General features: G+C 72.2%; 16 protein-coding genes. 11 read left to right on the top strand and 5 right to left on the bottom strand.

The features are described from left to right. Positions 1-56 precede the first annotated feature (56 nt). The 4 genes from IE269_RS12310 (at position 57) to IE269_RS12295 (ending at position 5,814) form a co-directional block, all read left to right on the top strand. Positions 57-2,381: a protein phosphatase 2C domain-containing protein gene (locus tag IE269_RS12310; protein ID WP_189822913.1), complete on the top strand. Its 2,325-nt coding sequence runs from the start codon at positions 57-59 to the stop codon at positions 2,379-2,381. A 96-nt stretch (positions 2,382-2,477) separates the two neighbouring features. Beyond that, positions 2,478-4,220, top strand: coding sequence for a pyruvate dehydrogenase (locus IE269_RS12305; protein WP_189822912.1), 1,743 nt, complete (start codon positions 2,478-2,480; stop codon positions 4,218-4,220). 151 nt (positions 4,221-4,371) lie between these two features. Continuing rightward, positions 4,372-5,058 (top strand): hypothetical protein, encoded by a 687-nt coding sequence (locus tag IE269_RS12300; protein WP_189822911.1) that lies wholly within the window; start codon positions 4,372-4,374, stop codon positions 5,056-5,058. A 261-nt stretch (positions 5,059-5,319) separates the two neighbouring features. After that, positions 5,320-5,814, top strand: a complete 495-nt coding sequence (locus IE269_RS12295) for an ATP-binding protein (protein ID WP_189822910.1) — start codon at positions 5,320-5,322, stop codon at positions 5,812-5,814. A gap of 102 nt (positions 5,815-5,916) precedes the next feature. Here the strand turns inward: IE269_RS12295 and IE269_RS12290 are convergent, their stop codons facing one another. The 4 genes from IE269_RS12290 to IE269_RS12275 all read right to left on the bottom strand — a co-directional run bounded on the left by IE269_RS12290 (position 5,917) and on the right by IE269_RS12275 (position 11,003). Then, positions 5,917-6,981 carry a DUF2637 domain-containing protein gene (locus tag IE269_RS12290; RefSeq protein ID WP_189822909.1) on the bottom strand — a complete coding sequence of 355 codons (1,065 nt, stop codon included), beginning with the start codon at positions 6,979-6,981 and terminating at the stop codon, positions 5,917-5,919. 243 nt (positions 6,982-7,224) lie between these two features. Next, positions 7,225-8,100 carry a (2Fe-2S)-binding protein gene (locus tag IE269_RS12285; RefSeq protein ID WP_189823303.1) on the bottom strand — a complete coding sequence of 292 codons (876 nt, stop codon included), beginning with the start codon at positions 8,098-8,100 and terminating at the stop codon, positions 7,225-7,227. A 152-nt stretch (positions 8,101-8,252) separates the two neighbouring features. Beyond that, positions 8,253-9,086: a hypothetical protein gene (locus tag IE269_RS12280; protein ID WP_438817542.1), complete on the bottom strand. Its 834-nt coding sequence runs from the start codon at positions 9,084-9,086 to the stop codon at positions 8,253-8,255. 189 nt (positions 9,087-9,275) lie between these two features. Then, positions 9,276-11,003, bottom strand: coding sequence for a PucR family transcriptional regulator (locus IE269_RS12275; RefSeq protein ID WP_189822908.1), 1,728 nt, complete (start codon positions 11,001-11,003; stop codon positions 9,276-9,278). A gap of 337 nt (positions 11,004-11,340) precedes the next feature. Between IE269_RS12275 and IE269_RS12270 the strand changes: the two genes are divergently transcribed. The 7 genes from IE269_RS12270 to IE269_RS12240 all read left to right on the top strand — a co-directional run bounded on the left by IE269_RS12270 (position 11,341) and on the right by IE269_RS12240 (position 21,205). Next, positions 11,341-12,234, top strand: a complete 894-nt coding sequence (locus IE269_RS12270; RefSeq protein ID WP_189822907.1) for an FAD binding domain-containing protein — start codon at positions 11,341-11,343, stop codon at positions 12,232-12,234. 2 nt (positions 12,235-12,236) lie between these two features. After that, positions 12,237-12,842, top strand: coding sequence for a (2Fe-2S)-binding protein (locus tag IE269_RS12265; protein ID WP_189822906.1), 606 nt, complete (start codon positions 12,237-12,239; stop codon positions 12,840-12,842). 4 nt (positions 12,843-12,846) lie between these two features. After that, on the top strand, positions 12,847-15,246 hold the full coding sequence (locus IE269_RS12260; RefSeq protein ID WP_189822905.1) for a xanthine dehydrogenase family protein molybdopterin-binding subunit: 2,400 nt from the start codon (positions 12,847-12,849) through the stop codon (positions 15,244-15,246). Between the two features lie 255 nt (positions 15,247-15,501). Beyond that, a complete protein-coding gene (locus IE269_RS12255; RefSeq protein WP_189822904.1) occupies positions 15,502-16,959 on the top strand; it encodes an NCS2 family permease in 1,458 nt (485 codons plus the stop codon). 70 nt (positions 16,960-17,029) lie between these two features. After that, positions 17,030-18,193 carry an XdhC family protein gene (locus IE269_RS12250; RefSeq protein WP_189822903.1) on the top strand — a complete coding sequence of 388 codons (1,164 nt, stop codon included), beginning with the start codon at positions 17,030-17,032 and terminating at the stop codon, positions 18,191-18,193. A gap of 573 nt (positions 18,194-18,766) precedes the next feature. Then, positions 18,767-20,137: a glycoside hydrolase family 6 protein gene (locus IE269_RS12245; protein WP_189822902.1), complete on the top strand. Its 1,371-nt coding sequence runs from the start codon at positions 18,767-18,769 to the stop codon at positions 20,135-20,137. 30 nt (positions 20,138-20,167) lie between these two features. Further along, positions 20,168-21,205, top strand: a complete 1,038-nt coding sequence (locus IE269_RS12240; RefSeq protein WP_189822901.1) for a YihY/virulence factor BrkB family protein — start codon at positions 20,168-20,170, stop codon at positions 21,203-21,205. Here IE269_RS12240 and IE269_RS12235 read toward each other — a convergent pair. Then, a complete protein-coding gene (locus IE269_RS12235) occupies positions 21,180-22,385 on the bottom strand; it encodes a phospholipase D-like domain-containing protein (protein ID WP_189822900.1) in 1,206 nt (401 codons plus the stop codon). The two genes, IE269_RS12240 and IE269_RS12235, sit on opposite strands and share 26 nt — an antisense overlap. Between the last annotated feature and the right edge of the window lie 28 nt (positions 22,386-22,413).

Raw genomic sequence — 22,413 nt, 5'->3', positions numbered from 1 at the left:
ACCATTTTTTCGTCTTGCCCCGTTTCCGAATCGCCTCAGCGGTGGACAATAGGGGCATGAGTCAGCAGGGGGAGCGGCGCACCGGCGCCGAGGACGACTGGTGGGACCGGCTGTACGACGAGGCAGCTCCGGACACCGGCCCGACGCCGTCGGGCCACACCGTGGACGACCACTTCGACTCGACCCCGGGCGCTGGGCCGGCGCGGGACGCCGGGGTGCGGGAGCCGCCGCGGCCGGTTCCCAAGGAGCCCCGGACCAGGGCCCCTTGGGAACCCCCGGAACCCCCGGAGCCTCCGTCGGTCCCGCCGTCCGCGAATTCGCCCGCGGATTCGCCCGGGGACGTGTTCCCGCGCGACGCCTCGCCGGACGTCCCGCCGGACGTTCCGCCCGTCGTCCGGCCGGACGCCTCGCCCGATGCCTCGCCCGACGCCTTGCCGGACCCGAGGTCCGCCCGCCCCGCCGAACGGGGCTGGGACGCCTGGCTGCCAACGCCGCGCAGGAGCAGGCGAGTCGGGGGTACGGAGGAGGGGCCCAGGGACGCGGTCCCGCGCCCTTCCCCCACGCAGCCGGAGCCGCAGCCCGAACCGGCCCCGGACACCGGACCGGAGGTCTCGGGCCCGGCCCCCGCACCTCTCCCCGCCGACTGGCGGCCCGGAACACCGGACACCGGGCCACGCACCCCGGCCCCCGGGCCCACGGCGGACTCCGGGCCCACGGCGGATCCAACCCGGGGACAGGCCGCCGCCCCCGGCCCGACCTCCGAGCAGGCCCCGGCCGCCGGCCCTCCGCCCGCCCCCGGGCCGTCCGCGCCGTCCTCGCCCCCCGGGGCCGCCCCCGACTCCCCCCGGCGGGACGCCGACGGCCCGTGGTCCGGGTCCGAGACCTCCACCTGGGGGCCGCCGCCCCCGTTGCCCGGGCCGCCCGGGAGTCCCGGTCCCCGGCACGACCTCCGGCGGACCCGCCGCCTCTGGGACGAGCCGTCCCCGGACGCCTACGGCCCCCGCCCCGAGCCACCCGCACCGGACGCCGCCCGCGACGACACCCCCGCCGCCGACCCCCGGCGCGCCGCGTCCCGTACGGAGGGGAGGCTCAGGGACGTACCGCCCCTGCCGACGTCCTACCCGCCCCGGCAGGACGCCCCGCAGCAGCCTCCCACCGTTCCCCCGCAGCCCCGCCGCGCCCCCGCCGACCCCGGCGTCTTCGGCCCCCCGCCCACCCCCGCCGACGACAAGCCCGACACCGTCACCGACACGGACACCAGCACCACCCCGCACCCGGAGACCCACCCGAACACCCTGCGCACGGAGACCCGCCCCGACGTCCCCACCCCCACGCCCGCCCCTACCGCCCCCTGGGACGCCTCCGTGTCCGCCGGCCCCCACCGGGCCCGTACCGTCGTCACCCACTTGGGTGATGGGCCGCCCACCTACGACGCCGAGCCCACCGCCCTCGCCGCCGCCGACCCGCAGGACCTCGGCGCGCTCGTCGCGGACACCGTGCTGGACGGGGCCCGGTACGGCTCGTACACCCTGCGCGCCGCCTCCGTGCGCGGCGACTCGGCGCGGTTCCGGGGCGAGCCCCGGCGGGACGCCCTGCTCACCGCCCGGTTCGGCAGCGGGGACGGGGGACTGGTGCTGGTGGCCGTGGCCAGTGGGGCACGTGCGGCGGAGGGGGCGCATCTGGCCGCCGCCGAGGCCTGCCAGTGGATCGCCGGAGCCGTCGGCCGCAGCCACGCGCGGCTTGCCGAGGACATCCGGGCGGGCAGGCGCGGCGACCTCAAGTCCGGGCTGCACCGGCTCACCGACCGCAGCTACGGCAAGCTGCGCGCCCGCGCCGCCGAGCTGGGCCTGGAGCCGGGGGAGTACACCGCCGACCTGCGCTGCCTGCTGCTCTCCGCCGACCCGCTGTGCCGGACCCGGATCTACTTCGGGGTCGGCGAAGGCGGCCTGTTCCGGCTGCGCGACGGGGTGTGGCAGGACATCGAGCCGCCGGAGCCCGTCCCCGAGGCCGTCACCGGCGAGGCGGTGGTCGGCTTCGGCTCCGCACCGAGTGCGGACAGCGAGCCCGAGGAGGGCCCGGACGGCGACCGGCTGACGATGGACCTCGGGATCACGACACCGCCGTCCCCGTACGTCGAGACGGCGCCCCCCAGCTCCCGGTTCCGCTTCCGGGCGTCGGTGGCCAGGACCGAGGACGTCCTGCTGCTGTGCAGTGCGGGCCTGGCGGAGCCCCTGCGCGGCGAGGCGGCGCTCGCCAAGGAGCTCGCGGGACGCTGGGGCGACCCCAGGCCGCCGGGCCTCGCTGCCTATCTCGCCGACGTACAACTGCGCGTCAAGGGGTACGCCGACGACCGCACGGCCGTCGCGGTCTGGGAGGCATAGCCGCATATTTCGTGGGTTCATGGACAGGCGAACGGTGATCGTCAGCCAGTCCCGGCCAGTACCGCCGAGGACGTCCTACCGAGAGGCACCCACGTCATGGCGAAGCAGAAGGTGGCCGAGCAGTTCGTCGACATCCTCGTGCAGGCGGGAGTGGAGCGCCTGTACGGGGTCGTCGGCGACAGCCTCAACCCGGTCGTGGACGCCATCCGCCGCAACGACGCCATCGAGTGGGTGCATGTCCGGCACGAGGAGACCGCCGCCTTCGCGGCCGGCGCCGAGGCCCAGATCACCGGCAAGCTGGCCGCCTGCGCGGGCTCCTGCGGCCCCGGCAACCTGCACCTCATCAACGGCCTCTTCGACGCCCACCGCTCGATGGCCCCCGTCCTGGCGCTGGCCTCGCACATCCCCTCCGCCGAGATCGGCCTCAACTACTTCCAGGCCACCCACCCGGACAAGCTCTTCGACGAGTGCAGCCACTACAACGAGCTGATCTCCACCCCCAAGCAGATGCCCCGCGTCCTGCAGTCCGCGATCCAGCACGCGGTCGGCCGGGGCGGCGTCGGCGTGGTCTCGCTGCCCGGCGACGTCGCGGGCGAGACCGTCCCCGAGGAGGCCCTGGAGCAGTCGCTCATCACCTCCCGCCCGGTGATCCGCCCCGGCGAGAGCGACCTCGCCAGGCTCACCGACCTGATCGACGGCGCCGAGAAGATCACCCTGTTCTGCGGCTCCGGCACGGCCGGTGCGCACGCCGAGGTGATGGAGTTCGCCGAGCGGATCAAGTCCCCGGTCGGGCACGCGCTGCGCGGCAAGGAGTTCATCCAGTACGACAACCCGTACGACGTGGGCATGAGCGGCCTGCTCGGCTACGGCGCCGCCTATGAGGCCATGCACGAGTGCGACCTGCTGATCCTGCTGGGCACGGACTTCCCGTACAACGACTTCCTGCCCAAGGACGTGAAGATCGTCCAGGTGGACGTGCGCCCCGAGAACCTCGGCCGCCGCTGCAAGCTGGAGCTCGGTGTCTGCGGCGACGTCCGCGAGACGCTGCGCTGTCTGACCCCCCGGGTGCGGGCCAAGTCGAGCCGCAAGTTCCTCGACAAGATGCTGAAGAAGCACGCCGACGCGCTGGAGGGCGTGATCAAGGCGTACACCCGCAAGGTCGACAAGCACGTCCCGATCCACCCCGAGTACGTGGCCTCCGTCCTCGACGAACTCGCCGCCGACGACGCCGTGTTCACCGTCGACACCGGCATGTGCAACGTCTGGGCGGCCCGCTACCTCACCCCCAACGGCCGCCGCCGCGTCATCGGCTCCTTCTCGCACGGCTCGATGGCCAACGCCCTCCCGCAGGCCATCGGCGCGCAGTTCACCGACCGCAACCGCCAGGTCGTGTCCATGTCCGGCGACGGCGGCTTCTCGATGCTGATGGGCGACTTCCTCACCCTGGTCCAGCACGACCTGCCGGTGAAGGTCGTCCTGTTCAACAACTCCTCGCTGGGCATGGTCGAACTGGAGATGCTGGTCGACGGACTGCCTTCGTACGGTACGGAGAACCGCAACCCGGACTTCTCCGCGGTGGCGCGCGCCTGCGGTGCCTTCGGCGTGCGCGTCGAGAAGCCCAAGGAGCTGGCGGGCGCTCTCAAGGACGCGTTCCGGCACAAGGGCCCGGCCCTGGTCGAGGTCGTCACCGACCCGAACGCCCTGTCGATCCCGCCGCACATCAAGGCCGCCCAGGTGAAGGGCTTCGCGCTGTCCGCCGGAAAGGTCGTACTGGACGGAGGAGTGGGCCGGATGGTCCAGATGGCACGCTCCAACCTGCGGAATGTCCCGCGCCCCTAAGCCGTACGGGGGACAGCGCCCCGGCCCGCCGGGCCGGGGCCATACGGATGTAAAGCGCGGCCGACGGGTGGTCTTCGGGGCGGGGCGAGGAAGACGTTCAGATCAAGTGACCATCGTTCCTCACCACCCCCTGGAAGGGTCCGTGACGCGCATGTCTTCCTCCCGTCGATACGGCCGCATCTCCGCCGCAGCCGTCGCCGCGGTCGTCCTCACCGGCATCGCCGCCCCGGCCGCGTTCGCCGCCACGCCGGCCGCCGCCCCGACGGCCGCCACCGCGGTCGCCCCCTCCGACGACGTACCGATCAAGGGCGGTCTGCTCACCCTCGACCTCGCGGCCGCGGTGGACCTCGACGCGCACGGTGTGGTCGTGGCCGCCGTCGACGGAGCCGTCGAGGCGGACGCCGGCGTTTCCCTGGCGGTCGCCGCGGGCAGCAAGGTCGTCACCCGCAACGAGGCGATCGTCGGCGGCACCGTCGTACTCAAGGGCGGCGTCAAGCTGACCGCGGGCGCCAAGAGCGTCGTCGTCTCGGGCGTCCGGGTCGACCTCGCCACCGGGGTCGTCACCGCCAACGTCGGTGCCAAGGCCGGGGTGCGCATCGGCACCATGGACGTCAGCACCGTCAGCGTCGACGAGAACGCCTCCCTCGTCCTGGACAGCGGACTGACGCTGGACGCCGCCGCCTTCGTGTGGCTCGACACGGTCCTGGGCGTGCACGTCTTCGCCGACCTCGACGCCGACGTCCTGGTGGACGCCTGGATCGAGGCCGACGTCGACGCCCGCATCCTGGTCGCCCTCGGCCTCAACGTCGACATCGACCTGGGCCTCGGCATCCTCTGACGCACCCGCTCCACCGCCCGCCCCGTGCGGGACACGAATGCGCCGGTGCCCCGTCCTCGCTTGCTGGGAGGACGGGGCACCGGCGTTTCCCGCGCATGGCGTACGCCCAGAACGGCAGCCGTGCCTAGGGCGTTGGGGCGAATCGGGGCGCTCCGAGCCCACCTGGACCCGGTCCGGCATGAGTGCGGCCGGTGTGCGCGGGCATCCATTGCGTGAGGGTGTTCGACCAGGAGGGGACTGAGTCGGGTGTGGGTGGGGGTTATGACAAGGCAACAGCCGGGCCGTCCCGGGCCGGTGGCGAAGGGCCGCACCGCGTCGGGGGACACGCGGGCGGGCGAGACGACCGGGGGCGGACGCGCATCGCCCCAGATGCGGTGCCGACTGGGCCGGGCGGACCTCACCGCCGTGGCCGACGCGCGCCACGCACTGCGCGAGCTGCTGCGCACCTGGGGACGCCCGGACTGTGCGGACGTCGCCGAACTGCTCACCAGCGAACTGGTCACCAACGCGCTGATACACACCGAGAGCGACGCGGAACTGACGGCCACCCTGGCGGCCTCCACGCTCCGCGTCGAAGTGCACGACCACCTGTCCCGGATGCCGGAACCGCAACTGGCGAGCTGCGACGAGAACACGCACGGCCGCGGACTGCTCCTGGTCCAGGCCCTCGCGGACGCCTGGGGCGTACGGATGCAGGGACACGGGCCGGGCAAGGTGGTGTGGTTCGAACTGGACGGGGGTCCGGCCGCCACGTGACGTGCGCACGGGGGCCGGGCGGCCACCGGACGTGCGCACGGGGGCCCGGCCGGACCATGATCCGGCCGAACCCCCGTACCGTACGGGCAAACTGACGTCCCGTCACCCGAACTGCTGCTCAAGGTCCTTGAGCTTCTGCTCCAGCGAGTCCAGCCGGGGCAGGGCCTGCGTGTCGTCCTCGGCGGTCAGGTCCACCGTCCGGGTCTCAACTCCCTTGCTCCCAGCGCCTTTCACGGCCTGGAGGGAGGGCCGGTTGCGAAGCGGCAGTTGTCCCGCTTCTGCTATGGCGGGCTCCGCGACGGCGTGCGGCGCGGAGCCCGACCCTGCGGACGACAACTGCACGTCGACCTGACGGCCGCCCCGGCTGCGCCCCCAGGCGCGGTGCTGGCGGTTGATGGCCTTCAACTGGGCCCGCTCCAGCTTCTCGTGCTCCCTCCTGCGGAGACGGTTCTGCTCCTTCTGCCGCTTGTCCTCACGGACCTCGTCCACCGCCTCGTCGAGCGTGCGCACGTTCTCCAGCAGCATCAGCGACCAGGCCCCGAAGGTCTCCCGGGGGGCCCGCAGCCACCGCACGATCCGGATCTGCGGCAGGGGGCGCGGTACGAGCCCCTGTTCACGCAGCGCCGCGCGGCGGGTCTGCTTGAGCGCCCGGTCGAAGAGGACCGCCGCCGAGAGCGACATCCCGGCGAAGAAGTGCGGTGCGCCCGCATGCCCCAACCCCCGTGGCGCGTGTACCCAGTTGAACCAGGCGGCGGCCCCGGCGAAGGTCCACACGAGGAGCCGCGAGCCGAGCGCCGCGTCACCGTGGCTGGCCTCCCGCACCGCGAGCACGGAGCAGAACATCGCCGCCCCGTCGAGCCCGAACGGCACCAGGTACTCCCAGCCGCCGGACAGGTTCAGGTTCTGCTGCCCGAAGCCGACGAGACCGTGGAAGGACAGTGCGGCGGCGACGGCGGCGCAGCAGAACAGCAGGACGTAGGAGGCGCTTCCGTAGAAGGCTTCCTTCCTTCTGCGCCGCTCCTCGCTGCGTTCCCACGAGTCCTCGCTGCTGGCGGCCTTCTCGCCCGCGCGCTTGCCGCGCGCGACCACGGCGATCGCCACCAGAACACCCGCGATCATCACGACGCCAGGAAGCAGCCAGTCCAGCGATATGTCGGTCATTCTCATGCGGAGTCCCTTTGCGTCAGCGCGGCGGCGACGCGTCCGTGGGTACGGATCGCGGACCGCGCATCGCGCCTGATTGCGTTTCGGCGACATATTGGCCCACGTCGCGTGACGCACAAGGGGTTTCGGGACAAGAGAACGCCATCGGGACTCCGCACTACGCGGATAGGTGGCAATATCTCGAACTGCCGCTCCCACGAGCCCGGTTGGGTTCGAATTCCGCCACCCGCACGGGTGGCGTGGCGATCAGGCGGAGGTTACGGCTTCCTCGCTGAGCTTCTTGATCCGGTCCGCGTCGCAGGTCCGGGGGCAGGTGGTGCAGGTGTCCTCGGGGCGCAGGGTGTAGAAGAGGCAGCAGGTGGCGCGGTCCCGGGTGGGCAGCTTCTCCCCGTTCGGACCGGTCAGCTCGCGGAAGCCCGCGGAGGCGCGGTAGGGGGCCGTCGCGCCGGGCAGCAGCAGCTCCAGCTCCGCCATCGCGCGCTGCTCCTCGCCCAGCAGATGGGCGACGTACCACAGGCCCTCGACGATCTCGTCGGTCGCCATGCCCCACAGCGCGTGCCCGCGGCGTCGCATCCGGGGCCCGAAGCCGGCGAGCACCGGCTCCAGGTGCTCGGCCAGCGCGTCGCGCGCCTCGCCGCGGAGGGCTTCCTCGTCCGGTACGACCCGGGCGCCGGGCAGCGCCGCCGCCGGGTCGTCCGGCAGGCACGCGAACTCCGTCACCCGTACGGTCATCCGGCCCAGCACCCGCTGGAAGGCCACGTCCGTCACCGGGACCCGGGGGACCCTGCGGTGCAGGAACCAGGGCACGGTGACCAGCAGGCAGGCGGGCCAGGCGTACCGGTGCAGGGCGAAGCTGGCGATCACGTCGGGGCGGGCCTGCTGCCCGTAGTCGCGCAGCACCTGCGCGTTGTCCCAGGCCATGAACGCGTCCAGGCCCGCGCCTCCGGCGGCCAGCTCGTCCGCGCCGACCCAGCCGCCGCCGCGCGGTGCGCTCTCGTCGCCGGTCAGCTCCTTGATCACCAACGAGGGGAAGACCTCGGTGAGGCGCGCGTAGGAGTCGGCCACGGCCGATGCGGCGGCAGGGCGCACGGCGTGGGGCGGCAGCAGGGCGGGGACGGTCATGCAGGGGACCACCGAATCGCTCACGGGGCTAGTGCAGGTAAGCCTTACCTTAGCTGATTCTGGCCCGCTGTGAACTGGGGGGTTGCTCCATCCAGGCTGTATGGACTTATGTACGAGAGCGGCAGGTGGTCCCCGACCCCTTCCCCGGGCCCCTACGCGGCAGCCGGTGGCGGAGGGGGCAGCTGGGCGGCGAGCCAGGTGGGGACGCCGTCCAGCAGGTGGAAGAGGCGGGACGCCTCGGCCCGCAGCCGGCTCGCCTCCGGCTCCGGCTCGGCGTCCGCGAGCGCGGCCAGCGCCGGGGCCGTACCGACCAGGTAGCCCAGCTCCTCCCTTATCCGCAGCGACTCCGCGAACCCGTGCCGGGCCTCCGCCAACTCGCCCTCGCGCAGCGCGAGTCCGGCCAGGTGGCGCCAGGTGAAGGAGAGCAGCAGGGACTTGCGGTGGGTCGTCGCGCCCGCGTGCGCCCTGCGGTAGGCCGCCTTCGCCGACTGCGGCGAGTCCGAGAGGTGCTCGGCGATCAGCCCCCGCCGGAAGTCCAGCAGGGGCCGGTTGGGGGAGTTGGGGTGCAGCAGGGCTGCGGCCCTGCCGAGTGCGGAACGGGCCTCGTCGGCGCGGTCCCGTACCCCGAGCACCGTGGAGGCGTACGCCAGATGGCCGCGCTCGCAGGCCGCGCTGCCGCGCTCGTCGTCCTCCTTGGCGAGGGCCTCCGCGCCGCGCAGCGCCTCCTCGGCCTCCGGCCAGCCGTTCTCGGTGAACAGACAGCGCTCCACCAGCAGGGCCGCCCGCTGGAGCGCCGGAGCCGCCCCCGGGCGGGACTCCAGCAGGGCCGCGGCATCGGCCCAGCAGCCGCGCGAACGCAGCCGCCACACCGCCGTCTGGAGCGGACCGCCCGGGAATCCCGGACCTCCCGCCCCTCCCGCGTCGGACCCCTCTCCCCTCGCTCCCTCAGTTTCGGAAGTGGAACCCGACATGGCGGTGTCCGCCACATTGCCCTCCCCGAGCGCGCCATTGAGCTGTGAAGTCCGACCGTTTCCACGCCAGTTGTGTTCGGCGTTCGGTCGTGCGCGCATCACAGCACGAAATGACACGTGGGGCCAAGGGGCCGGGTGATTGTTTTCACAAAGGCCGACCCGGAGTTGGTCATGAACGGCCCGTGGAGCTTCGGCGACTTTCCGTCAGCTCATGCGCAGGGCCAGGAAGAAGTCCAGTTTGTCTTCCAGCCGGGAGAGGTCACGGCCCGTCAACTGCTCGATCCTGCCCACCCGGTAGCGCAACGTGTTGACGTGCAGGTGCAGGCGCGTCGCGCAGCGCGTCCAGGAGCCGTCGCTGTCGAGGAACGCCTCCAGGGTGGGGATCAGCTCCGCCCGGTGCCGCCGGTCGTAGTCCCGCAGCGGGTCGAGCAGCCGCGCGGTGAACGCACGCCGCACGTCGTCCGGGACGAACGGCAGCAGCAGCACGTGCGACGCCAGCTCGTGGTGCCCGGCCGCCGCCACCCGCCCGGGCCGCGCCGCCGCCACCCGGCGGGCGTGCCGGGCCTCCTCGAGCGCCCCGCGCAGCCCCTCCGCCGAGTGCACCGGCGCGCTGACGCCCAGCGTCAGGCGCCCGTCGTCCGCGAGACCGCCCGACAGCGGCGCCTGCACGGCGGCCAGCAGGCTCTCCGCGTGCAGCCCGGGGGCCTTGCTCTCGCCCTCGGCGTCGTCCTCGGCGTCGGGCTGATCGGCCGCGACCGCCGGCAGCGGCACCAGCGCGATGGCCTCCTCGCCGCTGTGCGCCACCGCGATCCGGTCCGCGGGCTCGGCGGCAGCCGCCATCGAGTCCGCCGGAACCGTCGGATCCACCAGGATCTCCTCCAGCAGCGCCTGCGCCGCCGGACCGCTCTCCACCGCGCCGCCGTCCCACTCGACCCGCGCCACCACGACCTGCCAGTGCGGGGCCGCCCCCAGACCCGGCAGCAGCACCGGGGCCGCCACCCGCAGCCTGGCCGCGATCTCCGAGGGGGCCGCGCCCGCCTGCACCAGCTCCAGGACCTCCTGGGCGAGCCTGCGCCGCACCGTACGCGCGGAGTCCCTGCGGTCGCGCTCGACGGCGATCAGCTGGGTGACGCCCTGGAGCAGGTCCAGGCGGGCGGCGGGCCAGTCCCCGGCGTCCGCCTCCACGGCCAGCAGCCAGTCGGAGAGCACGTTCTCGCGGACGTCCCGGGAGGCGGCCGTCCCGGCGAGCCGCTCCGGCCCGCGGCCCGCCGTACGGATCGGGAAGAGGGAGTACGCGGTGCCGCCCAGGACCACCCGGTGCGGGCTGCGCCGGCCCGTGCGGCTGGCCGCCAGGTGCTCGGCGGCCAGCGCCGGGCCCACCCCGGCGGGCAGCGGGGTGTCCGAGCCCGCGACCTGGCGGCCGACCGGGGAGAGCACCCAGGCGTGCAGGTCCAGGTCCGAGGTGAGCAGGTCGAGGACGACCTCCGGGCCGCCGCCCGCCGGACCCGAGGTCATCAGCCGGCGGTGCCGGTCGACGACCGCCGCCAGGTCGCCCGCGCGCTCGCCGGACACCTGCCGTACCACGTGCTCGGTGATCGTGGCGAAGGCCACCGACTCCGTGACCGAAAACAGCGGCAGCCGGTGCCGGGCGCACGCCTCGACGAGATCCTGCGGCACGCTGCCGAGCTCCGCCTCGCCCGCGGCGAGACCCACGACACCGGCCGCGGTCAGTATCCGTACGAAAGGCTCGGAGTCCTCGGGGGTGCGCCGCCAGGCCAGACCGGTGAGGACCAGCTCCCCGCCGGACAGGTAGCGGCTCGGGTCGCGCAGGTCGGTGGTCATGACCCCGCGCACGGTGCGGTCGAGCTCGTCCGCGCCGCCCAGGAGGCTCAGGCCGAGCGCATCGGTTTCCAGCAGGGCGCGCAGCCGCATCGTCGTGTCGCCGCCGTTTCTGTGTCGTGAGGTCAGGGGGGTGGGGGAGGTGGGCCGCGGGGGCCCGGGAGCTGTGTTCGGTCGAGATAAATGTGAATATCGGAGAGGTCGATGATCCCCGTCTTTCGTTCGAATCTACAAGACGAGACGGGCGACCAGCCAACTCCTTCATGGTTTCGGTGACTGCACCGGGCCTGCCACGGCTTGTGTACTTGGGCCACCCCCGCATGAACAGAGCATGAACCAGATGGCTTGATCCATGCGGACGGTGTGCAACTGAACAAGCGAACCACCACGCAACTGAACAGTCGCCCCCGAATCGAAGAGAGAGCCACTTATGGACTTCCTTCGCCCCGCCAGCTGGGAGGACGCGCTCGCCGCCAAGGCCGCGCACCCCACGGCTGTCCCCATCGCGGGTGGCACCGATGTCATGGTCGAGATCAACTTCGACCACCGTCGTCCCGAGTACCTTCTGGACCTCAACCGCATCGGTGAGCTGCGGGAGTGGGAGGTGGGCCAGGACAGTGTGAACCTCGGCGCCTCCGTTCCGTACACCCAGATCATGGATCACCTGCGGGCCGAGCTTCCCGGCCTCGCACTCGCCGCCCACACCGTGGGTTCCCCGCAGATCCGCAACCGCGGCTCGGTCGGCGGAAACCTCGGCGCCGCCTCCCCGGCCGGCGACTCGCACCCCGCCCTGCTCTCCGCAGGGGCCGAGGTCGAGGCGCAGTCCGTGCGCGGCACCCGCATGATCCCCGTCGAGGAGTTCTACACGGGCGTCAAGCGCAACGCCCTGGAACCGGACGAGCTGATCCGTGCCGTCCACATCAAGAAGGCGGACGGACCGCAGCAGTTCTCCAAGGTCGGCACCCGTAACGCCATGGTCATCGCCGTCTGCGCCTTCGGCATCGCCCTGCACCCCGACACCCGGACGGTGAAGACGGGCATCGGCTCCGCCGCACCCACCCCGGTGCGGGCGCGCGCCGCCGAGGACTTCCTGAACGCCGCGCTCGACGAGGGCGGCTTCTGGGAGAGCGGAAAGATCATCACGCCCTCGATCGCCAAGCAGTTCGCGGAGCTGGCCTCCGGCGCCTGCAATCCCATCGACGACGTGCGCGGCACCGCGAAGTACCGCCGCCACGCGGTCGGCATCATGGCCCGGCGCACGCTCGGCTGGACCTGGGAGCAGTACCGGGGCACCGGCCCCGCCCTCCTGGAAGGAGCTGCCTGATCATGCGCGTCAACTTCACGGTCAACGGTCGTCCGCAGGAGGCCGACGACGTCTGGGAGGGCGAGAGCCTCCTGTACGTCCTGCGCGAGCGCATGGGCCTTCCCGGCTCGAAGAACGCCTGTGAGCAGGGCGAATGCGGTTCCTGTACGGTCCGGCTCGACGGCGTCCCGGTCTGCGCCTGCCTGGTCGCGGCCGGGCAGGTGGAGGGCCGCGAGGTCGTCACCGTCGAGGGGCTCGCGGACTACGCGCAGCACCGGTCCAGCGAGCACCCGGGCGGAGCGTGCGGGTCGGCCTCCGGCTCCTGCGGTACGTCGCTGGACTCGGCCCAGCGGTGGCAGGCGCAGCCCACCGGGGACGACGGCCGGCTCGCCCCGATCCAGCAGGCGTTCATCGACGCCGGAGCCGTCCAGTGCGGCTTCTGCACCCCCGGCCTGCTGGTCGCCGCCGACGAGATGCTGGAGCGCAACCCCTCGCCGTCGGACGCGGACATCCGGGAGGCCCTCTCGGGCAACCTCTGCCGCTGCACCGGCTACGAGAAGATCCTCGACGCGGTACGTCTTGCGGCCGCGCGCCAGGTCAGCCAGACAGAACAAGAAGAAACGGTCTAGCACCATGGGCGTCACCGGCTCTCCCACGGACATCCACCAGTCCACCGCCAGCAGGACCAGGGGCGGCATCGGCGCATCCACGCCGCGCCCCGACGGCACGCTGAAGGTCACCGGCGAGTTCGCGTACTCGTCGGACATGTGGCACGAGGACATGCTCTGGGGTCACACCCTGCGCTCCACGCTCGCGCACGCCGAGATCGTCTCGATCGACGTGTCCGAGGCGCTGGCGCAGGCAGGGGTGCACGCCGTCCTCACGTACGACGACCTGCCCACGGCAACCAGGCACTACGGCCTGGAGATCCGGGACACCCCCGTCCTGGCCGAGGGCAGGGTACGTCACCACGGGGAGCCGGTGGCGCTCGTCGCCGCCGACCATCCGGAGACGGCCCGCCGGGCCGCCGCCAAGATCAAGGTCGAGTACCGCGAACTGCCCCTCGTCACCGACGAGGCGTCCGCGACCGCACCCGACGCACCCGTACTCCACGAGAACCGCACCGACGAGCACCACCGGTACGTCGAGCACCCCAACATCCTGCACCGCCAGCCCATCGTGCGCGGCGACGCCTCCGCCGCCGCCGAACGGGCCGACGTGATCGTCCGTGGCGAGTACCACTTCGGCATGCAGGACCAGGCCTTCCTCGGCCCCGAGTCCGGCCTCGCCGTGCCCGCCGAGGACGGCGGCGTCGACCTCTACGTCGCCACCCAGTGGCTGCACGCCGACCTCGGCCAGATCGCCCCCGTCCTCGGCCTGCCCGAGGAGCAGGTCCGCATGACGCTCTCCGGCGTCGGCGGGGCCTTCGGCGGCCGCGAGGACCTCTCGATGCAGATCCACGCCTGCCTGCTCGCCCTGCACACCGGCAGGCCGGTCAAGATGGTCTACAACCGCTTCGAGTCCTTCTTCGGCCACGTCCACCGCCACCCCGCGAAGCTCTGGTACGAGCACGGCGCGACGAAGGACGGCAGGCTGACCCACCTCAAGTGCCGCATCGTCCTCGACGGCGGTGCGTACGCCTCCTCCTCCCCGGCGGTCGTCGGCAACGCCTCCTCGCTGAGCGTCGGCCCGTACGCCGTGGACGACGTCGACATCGAGGCCGTCGCCCTCTACACCAACAACCCGCCCTGCGGTGCGATGCGCGGCTTCGGCGCCGTCCAGGCGTGCTTCGCGTACGAGGCGCAGATGGACAAGCTGGCGGCGGCGCTCTCGATGGACCCGGTCGAGTTCCGGCGGCTCAACGCCATGTCGCAGGGCACCCTGCTGCCCACCGGCCAGGCCGTCGACTCGCCCGCACCCGTCGCCGAACTGCTGCGCCGCGTCAAGGCGATGCCGATGCCGCCGGAGCAGCAGTGGCTGTCGGCGGGTTCTTCGGGCCAGGAGGCAGACGTACGGGACCTGCCCGGCGGCCTCTCCAACACCTCGCACGGCGAGGGCGTCGTGCGGGGCGTCGGCTACGCGGTCGGCATCAAGAACGTCGGCTTCTCCGAAGGCTTCGACGACTACTCCACCGCCCGGGTGCGGATGGAGGTCGTCGCGGGGGAGCCGGTCGCCACCGTCCACACGGCGATGGCGGAGGTCGGGCAGGGCGGGGTCACCGTCCACGCCCAGATCGCGCGCACCGAACTCGGGGTCGACCGGGTGACGATCCACCCGGCGGACACCACGGTCGGCTCGGCGGGTTCCTCCTCGGCCTCCCGCCAGACGTACGTCACGGGCGGGGCCATCAGACACGCCTGCGAGCACGTCCGTGAAAGGGTCCTGGAGCTGGGCCGCACCAAGCTGGGCTCCTACCACCCCGCCTGGGCCACCGCCGAGCTGCTCCTGGAGGGCGGCAAGGTCGTCACCGAGAGCGGGGAGGTGCTGGCCGACCTCGTCGACGTACTCGAAGAGGAGGCCGTCGAGGTGGAGCTGGAGTGGCGGCACCGGCCCACCGAGCCGTTCGACCGGCACACCGGGCAGGGCCGCGGACACGTCCAGTACGCCTTCGCCGCGCACCGTGCGGTGGTGGAGGTGGACACCGAACTCGGCCTCGTCAAAGTGGTCGAGCTGGCCTGCGCGCAGGACGTCGGCAAGGCCCTCAACCCGCTCTCGGTGCTCGGCCAGATCCAGGGCGGCACCACCCAGGGCCTGGGCATCGCCGTCATGGAGGAAATCCTCGTCGACCCGAAGACCGCGAAGGTGCGCAATCCGTCCTTCACGGACTACCTGATCCCCACCATCCTCGACACGCCGACGATCCCCGTCGACGTGCTCGAACTCGCCGACGCGCACGCTCCGTACGGACTGCGCGGAGTCGGCGAGGCCCCGACCCTGTCCTCGACTCCCGCCGTGCTGGCGGCCGTTCGCGCCGCCACCGGACTGGAGCTGAATCGCGTTCCGGTACGTCCGGAACACCTGACCGGGACGTGATCCCGGAACCCCACGGCCCCTGACGCATCGTCAGGACCTCATGAACTCCCCGGGCGGCGCTGCCTCCACGGAATGTCACCGTTCCACCCGCCCCGTCGCCCGGGGTCCAACGCCCGCTTTCCAGGCGGTAGTTGCAACACCCAGCGCTCACCTCGGACCGTCCTCCGGGTCGTGCAGCCCTCGTAAAAGTCCCCGAATTCCCATGCCCGGAGCGGTATTTGGGATGCCCCTATGAACCTTGGGAGACCAGGCACCATGACCCAGCAGTCCACTGAGCCGAAGACGACGGCGGAGGACGCCGGCGCGGGTACGCGCCAGCCCGCCGGCCGCTCTTGGCTCGACCGGTACTTCCACATAACCAAGCGCCAGTCCACCGTGGCCCGGGAGGTGCGCGGCGGCATCACCACCTTCATGGCGATGGCGTACATCCTCCTGCTCAACCCGGTCATCCTCAGCGGCCCGGACGCCAAGGGCGGTGTGCTCGGCAACGCCGCGCTCATCACCGCGACCGCCTTCGCGGCGGCCGTCACCACCCTCCTCATGGGCTTCGTCGGCAAGGTGCCGCTGGCCCTGGCCGCCGGACTCAGCGTCTCCGGCGTGCTCGCCTCGCAGGTCGCCCCGAACATGACCTGGGGACAGGCCATGGCGATGTGCATCATGTACGGTGTCGTTATCATGCTGCTGGTCGTCACCGGCCTCCGCGAGATGATCATGAACGCCATCCCGCTGCCGCTCAAGCATGGCATCACCATGGGCATCGGCCTCTTCATCGCCCTGATCGGGCTGGTCAAGGCCGGTTTCGTGCACCCCGGCAAGGCGACCCCGCTCTCGCTCGGCCCGGCCGGTGAACTCGCCGGCTGGCCCGTCCTGATCTTCGCAGTCACCCTGCTGCTGATCTTCGCGCTCCAGGCCCGCAACATCCCCGGGGCCATCCTCATCGGCATCGTCGTCGGCACGGTCATCGCCGTCATCGTCAACGCGATCTCGCCCATCCCGGCCAAGGGCTGGAGCAACGGCCGTCCGCCGGAGATCGACGGTGTGGTCTCCATGCCGGACTTCTCGCTCTTCGGCAAGGTCGAGTTCACCGGCTGGGGCGACATCGGCGTCCTGACCGTCGGCATGATCGTCTTCACCCTGGTCCTGGCGGGCTTCTTCGACGCGATGGCGACCATCATCGGCGTCGGTACGGAAGCCAAGCTCGCCGACGACAAGGGCCGCATGCCCGGTCTGTCCAAGGCCCTGTTCGTCGACGGCGCGGGAGGCGCCATCGGCGGTGTCACCGGAGCCTCCGGCCAGACCGTGTTCGTGGAGTCCGCGACGGGCGTCGGGGAGGGTGCCCGTACGGGTCTCTCCGCGGTCGTCACCGGCCTCTTCTTCGCGGCCTGCGTCTTCTTCACCCCGCTCACCGCGATCGTCCCGGCCGAGGTGGCGTCCGCCGCCCTGGTCGTGATCGGCGCGATGATGATGCAGAACGCCCGCCACGTGGACTGGGCCGACCGCGCCACCGCCATCCCGGTGTTCCTCACGGTCGTCCTCATGCCCTTCACGTACACCATCACCACCGGTGTCGCCGCGGGTGTCATCGCCTGGACCGTCATCAAGGTGGCCCAGGGCAAGGCCCGCGAGCTGGGTGCGTTCATGTGGGCGCTGACGGCGATCTTCGTCGTCTACTTCGCCCTGCACCCGATCGAGAGCTGGCTCGGCGTCGGATAGGACGTTGAGGTAGAAGTACGGTTCCGTGCCCTCCACACATCCGTTCCTCGTCCCTCGAAGGAGAACCCCCGTGCTGGACATCGCCGAAGAGCTGGACCGGTGGACCCGGCAGGGACGGGAGTTCGCGGTCGCGACCGTCGTGGCCACGAACGGAAGCTCGCCGAGGCAGCCCGGTGCGGCCCTCGCCGTCGACAGTGACGGCGAGGCCATCGGGTCGGTTTCCGGCGGATGTGTGGAGGGCTCGGTCTACGAACTGTGCAAGCAGGCCCTGGCCGACGGGGTCAGCCGCGTCGAGAGCTACGGCTACAGCGACGAGGACGCCTTCGCGGTCGGACTGTCCTGCGGGGGAGTCATCGACATCCTGGTGACTCCCGTACGGGCGGACTCGCCGCAGCGTGACGTCCTCGCCGCGGCGTGCGCGGCGGCTGCGGAGGGCTCCACCGGGGCCCTCGCCCGGGTGGCACAGGGTCCGGCGGAACTCCTCGGCCGGGCCGTCCTGGTGCGGGCCGACGGTACGTACGAGGGCGGGCTCGGCGGGCCTGCCGAGCTGGACCGGACCGCCGTCGCCGAGGCCGGGGCGATGCTCGACGCGGGGCGGACGGGGCCGATCGAGATCGGCGCGGACGGGTCGCGGTGCGGGTCGCCGGTGACGCTGCTGGTCGAGTCGAGCGTTCCGGCTCCCCGGATGATCGTGTTCGGGGCCATAGATTTCGCGGCGGCGCTGGTGAGGGCGGGGAAGTTCCTCGGCTACCACGTCACCGTGTGCGACGCGCGGCCCGTCTTCGCGACGCGGGCGCGGTTTCCGGGGGCGGACGAGGTGGTCGTGGACTGGCCCCACCGGTACCTCGCCTCGGCGTGCGACTCGGGTGGGGTCGATGCGCGGACGGTCCTGTGCGTGCTGACCCACGACGCGAAGTTCGACATCCCTCTTCTTGAGCTGGCGCTGCGGATGCCGGTGGCGTACGTGGGGGCGATGGGGTCGCGCCGCACCCACCTGGACCGGAACGACCGCCTTCGGGCGGTGGGGGTTTCCGACCTGGAGCTGGGGCGGCTGCACTCGCCGATCGGGCTGGACCTGGGGGCGCGCACGCCGGAGGAGACCGCCCTTTCCATCGCTGCGGAGATCGTCGCTGTGCGGCGTGGGGGTACGGGGGTTTCCCTGACGGGGGCTCATACGCCGATCCACCATGCGCTGCGCGAGGCCGAGGTGGGGCGTATCACCGAGGTGGCGTGACGCGGGGTGCGGGCCTTGTCCGTACCGTCCCCGGTACCGGGGTGTTTTCGCCCCAGCCCCACCCCTTCACCTAAACCCTGCGGGGCGAGTGGTGGGTTGCTGTTCCTGATGGGGCTACGCCCCTTTCCCCCTGCACGGGCTGCGCCCGCGCGTCCTCAAACGCCGGACGGGCTGAATGATGCCGCAGGCATCCAGGGGCGCGGGGAACTGCGCGACCAGCCACCCACCCAGCCGCGCGGCGAGCGCTTTAGGCGAAGGGGCGGGGCTGGGGCGAAACCCGCCCCGGCACCGGGTGCCGACCCGACCACCCCGCACCGAAGTGACCCGCCCCGCGTCAAGCGACCCACGCGGCACCGGGCCCGGGCCCGGAAGCCACCCCCACCCCCCGGCGGGCCTGACGCCCCCTCACCCCACCGGCCCCTCCCCGCTCGCCACCCCCCACCCCCTGATGCACCATCAAATCCCGGCCCGGCGGCACCCCCAGAACCCCCCTCACTCTTGACGCGCACATGGCCCTGGGCAACTCTCGTGCGGGAACCGCTCCCGCACGCCCTTGCGACCCCGGAGAGCCCCATGCGACCCGAACAGCACGACCGCCCCGTGCCGCACGATCGCACCACCCGGTACGGTGACCACCCCGTCCCCACTCTGAGCCCCCCTGCCCGGCACCGCCGCCCCAAGCCGCGCGTGCTCGCCCTCGCCGCCCTGCCCCCGCTCGCGGCCGGCGTCATCTGGGCCCTCACCTCCGCCCCCGCCTCCGGCGCCCCCGAGCCCGCCGCCGGGCCGCCCGCGCCCGCGCTGGCCGGGAGCCCTCGGCTGTACACCCCGCTGGCCAATCCGGATGCGTACAAGCAGGCCCTGAAACTCACCAGCAGCGCCGCCGGCGTGCGCGACGCCGCCGGGATCATCCGCATGGTGCGGACCCCGCACGCGGTCTGGTACGGCGACCAGACGCCCGAGGCCGTCGAGAAGGACGCCCGTGCCGTCACCCGGGACGCCGGCATCGACGGGTCGATGCCCGTCTTCGCCCTGTACAACATCCCCGGCCGGGACTGCTCCAACTACTCCGCGGGCGGCGCCAGTAACACCGCCGAGTACAAGGCGTGGATCGACGGCGTCGCCAAGGGCATCGGCAAGCGCGACGCGATCGTCGTCCTGGAGCCGGACGCCCTCGCCCTGCTGCCCTCCGAGTGCGGGAAGGGTGAGGAGGCGGAGAAGGTCGCCGCCCGGTACGAGGAGGTGAACTACGCCGTCAGCAGTCTGGCCGCCCTCCGGAAAACCCGCGTCTACCTCGACACCGGGCACGCCGGCTGGCACGACGTCGCGAGCATCGTCCCCCGGCTCATCAAGGGCGGCATCAAGAACGCCACGGGGTTCTACACGAATGCGTCCAACTATCAGACGGACGAGGCCAACTCCTGGTACGGGAAGCTGATTTCGTCGTGCATCGCGTACGTCGAGAAGGGCGGAAACGCCGAGGCGTGCCCCTCGCAGAAGGGGGACAAGGCCGCCGCCCAGGCCTGGCTCGACAAGAACGTCACCACCCCGCCCTCCCAGATGAAGCACTTCGTCACGGACACGAGCCGCAACGGGAAGGGGGCGTGGACGCCGCCCGCGGGCAAGTACACCGACCCGCAGGACTGGTGCAACCCGCCGGGACGCGGCCTCGGCGTCCGGCCCACCACCCGCACCGGCGACCCGCTGCACGACGCCAAGCTGTGGATCAAGACGCCGGGCGAGTCCGACGGACTGTGCCTGCGCGGCACCGCAGGACCCCAGGACCCCGAGCGCGGCACCGTCGACCCCAAGGCCGGTGACTGGTTCCCCGAGCAGGCGCTGGAACTCGTACGGCTGGCGAATCCGCCGGTGCTGCCGGGCGGCCGGGCGGGGGACGAGGGCGACGCCGGTCAGGTCGCCCCGGGGGAGCCCAACCCCGAGGGCTAGGCAGGTCCGTGCCGCTGTAGCGTATGCCGGATGGGAACTGCTGTTCATGTCCCGCAGACCCGGGACATGATCGGGGAGGAACTCTCCGGCGACGAAGCACTGATGGCCCTGCGTCACTACGGCGGCCGTCGGCTGCTGCTCGACGCCTTCGCGCGGTTCCGGTACGCCGACGGGTTCAGCAACGCGCGCTCGCTCGGGTACCAGGTCGTGCTCGGCATCGTGCCGTTCCTGGTGGCGGTCGTCGGTGCGGCGGCGACCGTGCACAACGAAGCGGTGGGGCGGGTCGTCGAGCGGACGCTCGTCGGGATCGTGCCCGGCAACAGTGCCGATCTCGTCGCGGACGCCTTCGGCGAGACGCGGCGCAGCGCGGGCTCGGGCGTGTGGAGCGCCGTCGCCATGTGGACGGGGCTGGTCTTCGCGCTGGTCAACCTCACGTCCGCGATGGCTCAGATAGAGCGCGGGGCCAATCGGATCTACGGGATCGAGCGGGACCGGCCCTTCGCGCAGAAGTACGGGCGCAGTCTGCTGCTGGCGATGGCGGCCGGGGTGCCGCTCGTGCTGGGATTCCTGGTGCTCGTGGCGGGGGACGCCGTCGGGGAGGCGCTCGCCGGTGCGCTCGGGTGGTCGGACGGGTGGCTCGGGTGGTGGCAGGCCATGGACATCCCCGCCGGGGTGCTGCTGGCGTGGGTCGCGTCGGCGGTCGTCCTGCGGTGGTCGCCGCGCAGACGCCAACCCGGGTACACCTGGCTGGCGTTCGGGTCGGCGGTGCATCTGGTGCTGTGGGTCGGGGCGACGTGGCTGCTGACGTTCTACGTCGCGAAGAGCGGGTCCTTCGGGGCGTTGTACGGGCCGCTCACCGCGTTCGTGGCGCTGCTGCTGTGGGCCAACCTCACCGGCATCGCCCTCTTCCTCGGCATCGCCTTCGCCGCCCAGCTGGAGGCCGCCCGCGCCGGGATCACCGACCCGGTGCGGCCCGACCCCGGGCAGGGCGGCGAGGGGGATTCGCCGCACCCCGGCGCGGGGGACACCCCGACGGCCACGGCTACAGGTAGCGCCGGATCGGCGTGACCGCCGCCTCCCGCAGCCGCTGGAACGTGCCCCGGCGCTTCCACTTGCCGCCGTCGATCGCCTCGCTGCGCGTCACGTCCTCGTCGAAGTGGGCGTCGAGCACAGCCGTGAACTCCTCGTCCAGGACCGCCAGCATGACCTCCTCGTCGTGGTCGAGGGAGCGCCGGTTGAAGTTCGTGGAGCCGGTCAGCGCGGCCACCCCGTCCACCGTGATGACCTTCGCGTGCATCATCGTCGGCTGGAAGTGCCAGATCTTCACTCCGCAGGCCGTCAGCTCCTCGTAGTGCTGCTCACCGGCCAACTGACAGACCCTCTTGTCGGTGTACGGTCCGGGCACCAGGATCTCCACCTCCACCCCGCGCCGGGCCGTCGCGCACAGCAGCTCGATGAAGTACGGGTCGGGCGAGAAGTACGCCGTCGCCAGCCTCACCCGTACCTCCGCCGACTCCAGCACCACCCGCAGCAGCGTCTGCATGTCCTGCCAGCCGAAGCTCGCCGAACCGCGCACCACCTGCACCACCGCGTCGCCCTGGCGGGGGTGCTCCACGAAACGGTCGTGCGTGTCGAAGAGGTCCTCGTCGCACTCCGCCCAGTTCTGCGCGAACGCCGCCGCGATGCCGTCGACCGCAGGTCCCCTGAGCTCGACGTGGGTGTCCCGCCACTCCTGCGGGTTGCGGGCGTCGCCGCACCACTCCTCGGCGATGCCGACCCCGCCGGTGAACGCGATCTGCTCGTCCACGACCAGCGCCTTGCGGTGGCAGCGGTGGTTCTGCTTGAACGGGGAAAGGCGCAGCGGCGGGCGGAACCACGCCACCCGGACGCCCGCCGCGTCCATCTCGGACAGGAGCTCCTTGTCGATCAGCCGGCTGCCGAAACCGTCGAGGAGGAGGCGTACGCGGACCCCCGCCCGCGCCCGCGCGGACAGGGCGAAGGCGAAGTCCCGGGCGATGTCGCCCTTCCAGTACACGAACGTCATCATGTCGATCGTGTGCTCGGCCTTCTCGATCGCGCCCAGCATCGCCGGGAAGATCTCGTCGCCGTTGCGCAGCGCCGTGAGGCGGTTGCCCTCGGTGGCCGCGATGCCGATCAGCCGCTCCAGGCGACGGCGGAGCCGCTGCTTGCGGGCGTCGGCGTCGGCGGCGGCCGCGGTCGTCTGGACGGGTATCAGCTCAGCGGTCATGGCAAAAAGGCTCCGGGGGAGATGAAAG

This window comes from Streptomyces spiroverticillatus (assembly GCA_014650415.1).
In the GTDB taxonomy this organism is placed as follows: Bacteria; Actinomycetota; Actinomycetes; order Streptomycetales; family Streptomycetaceae; genus Streptomyces; species Streptomyces spiroverticillatus.
The sequence above is the reverse complement of the archived record's forward strand: the minus strand, read 5'-3'. Positions and strand labels throughout refer to the sequence as shown.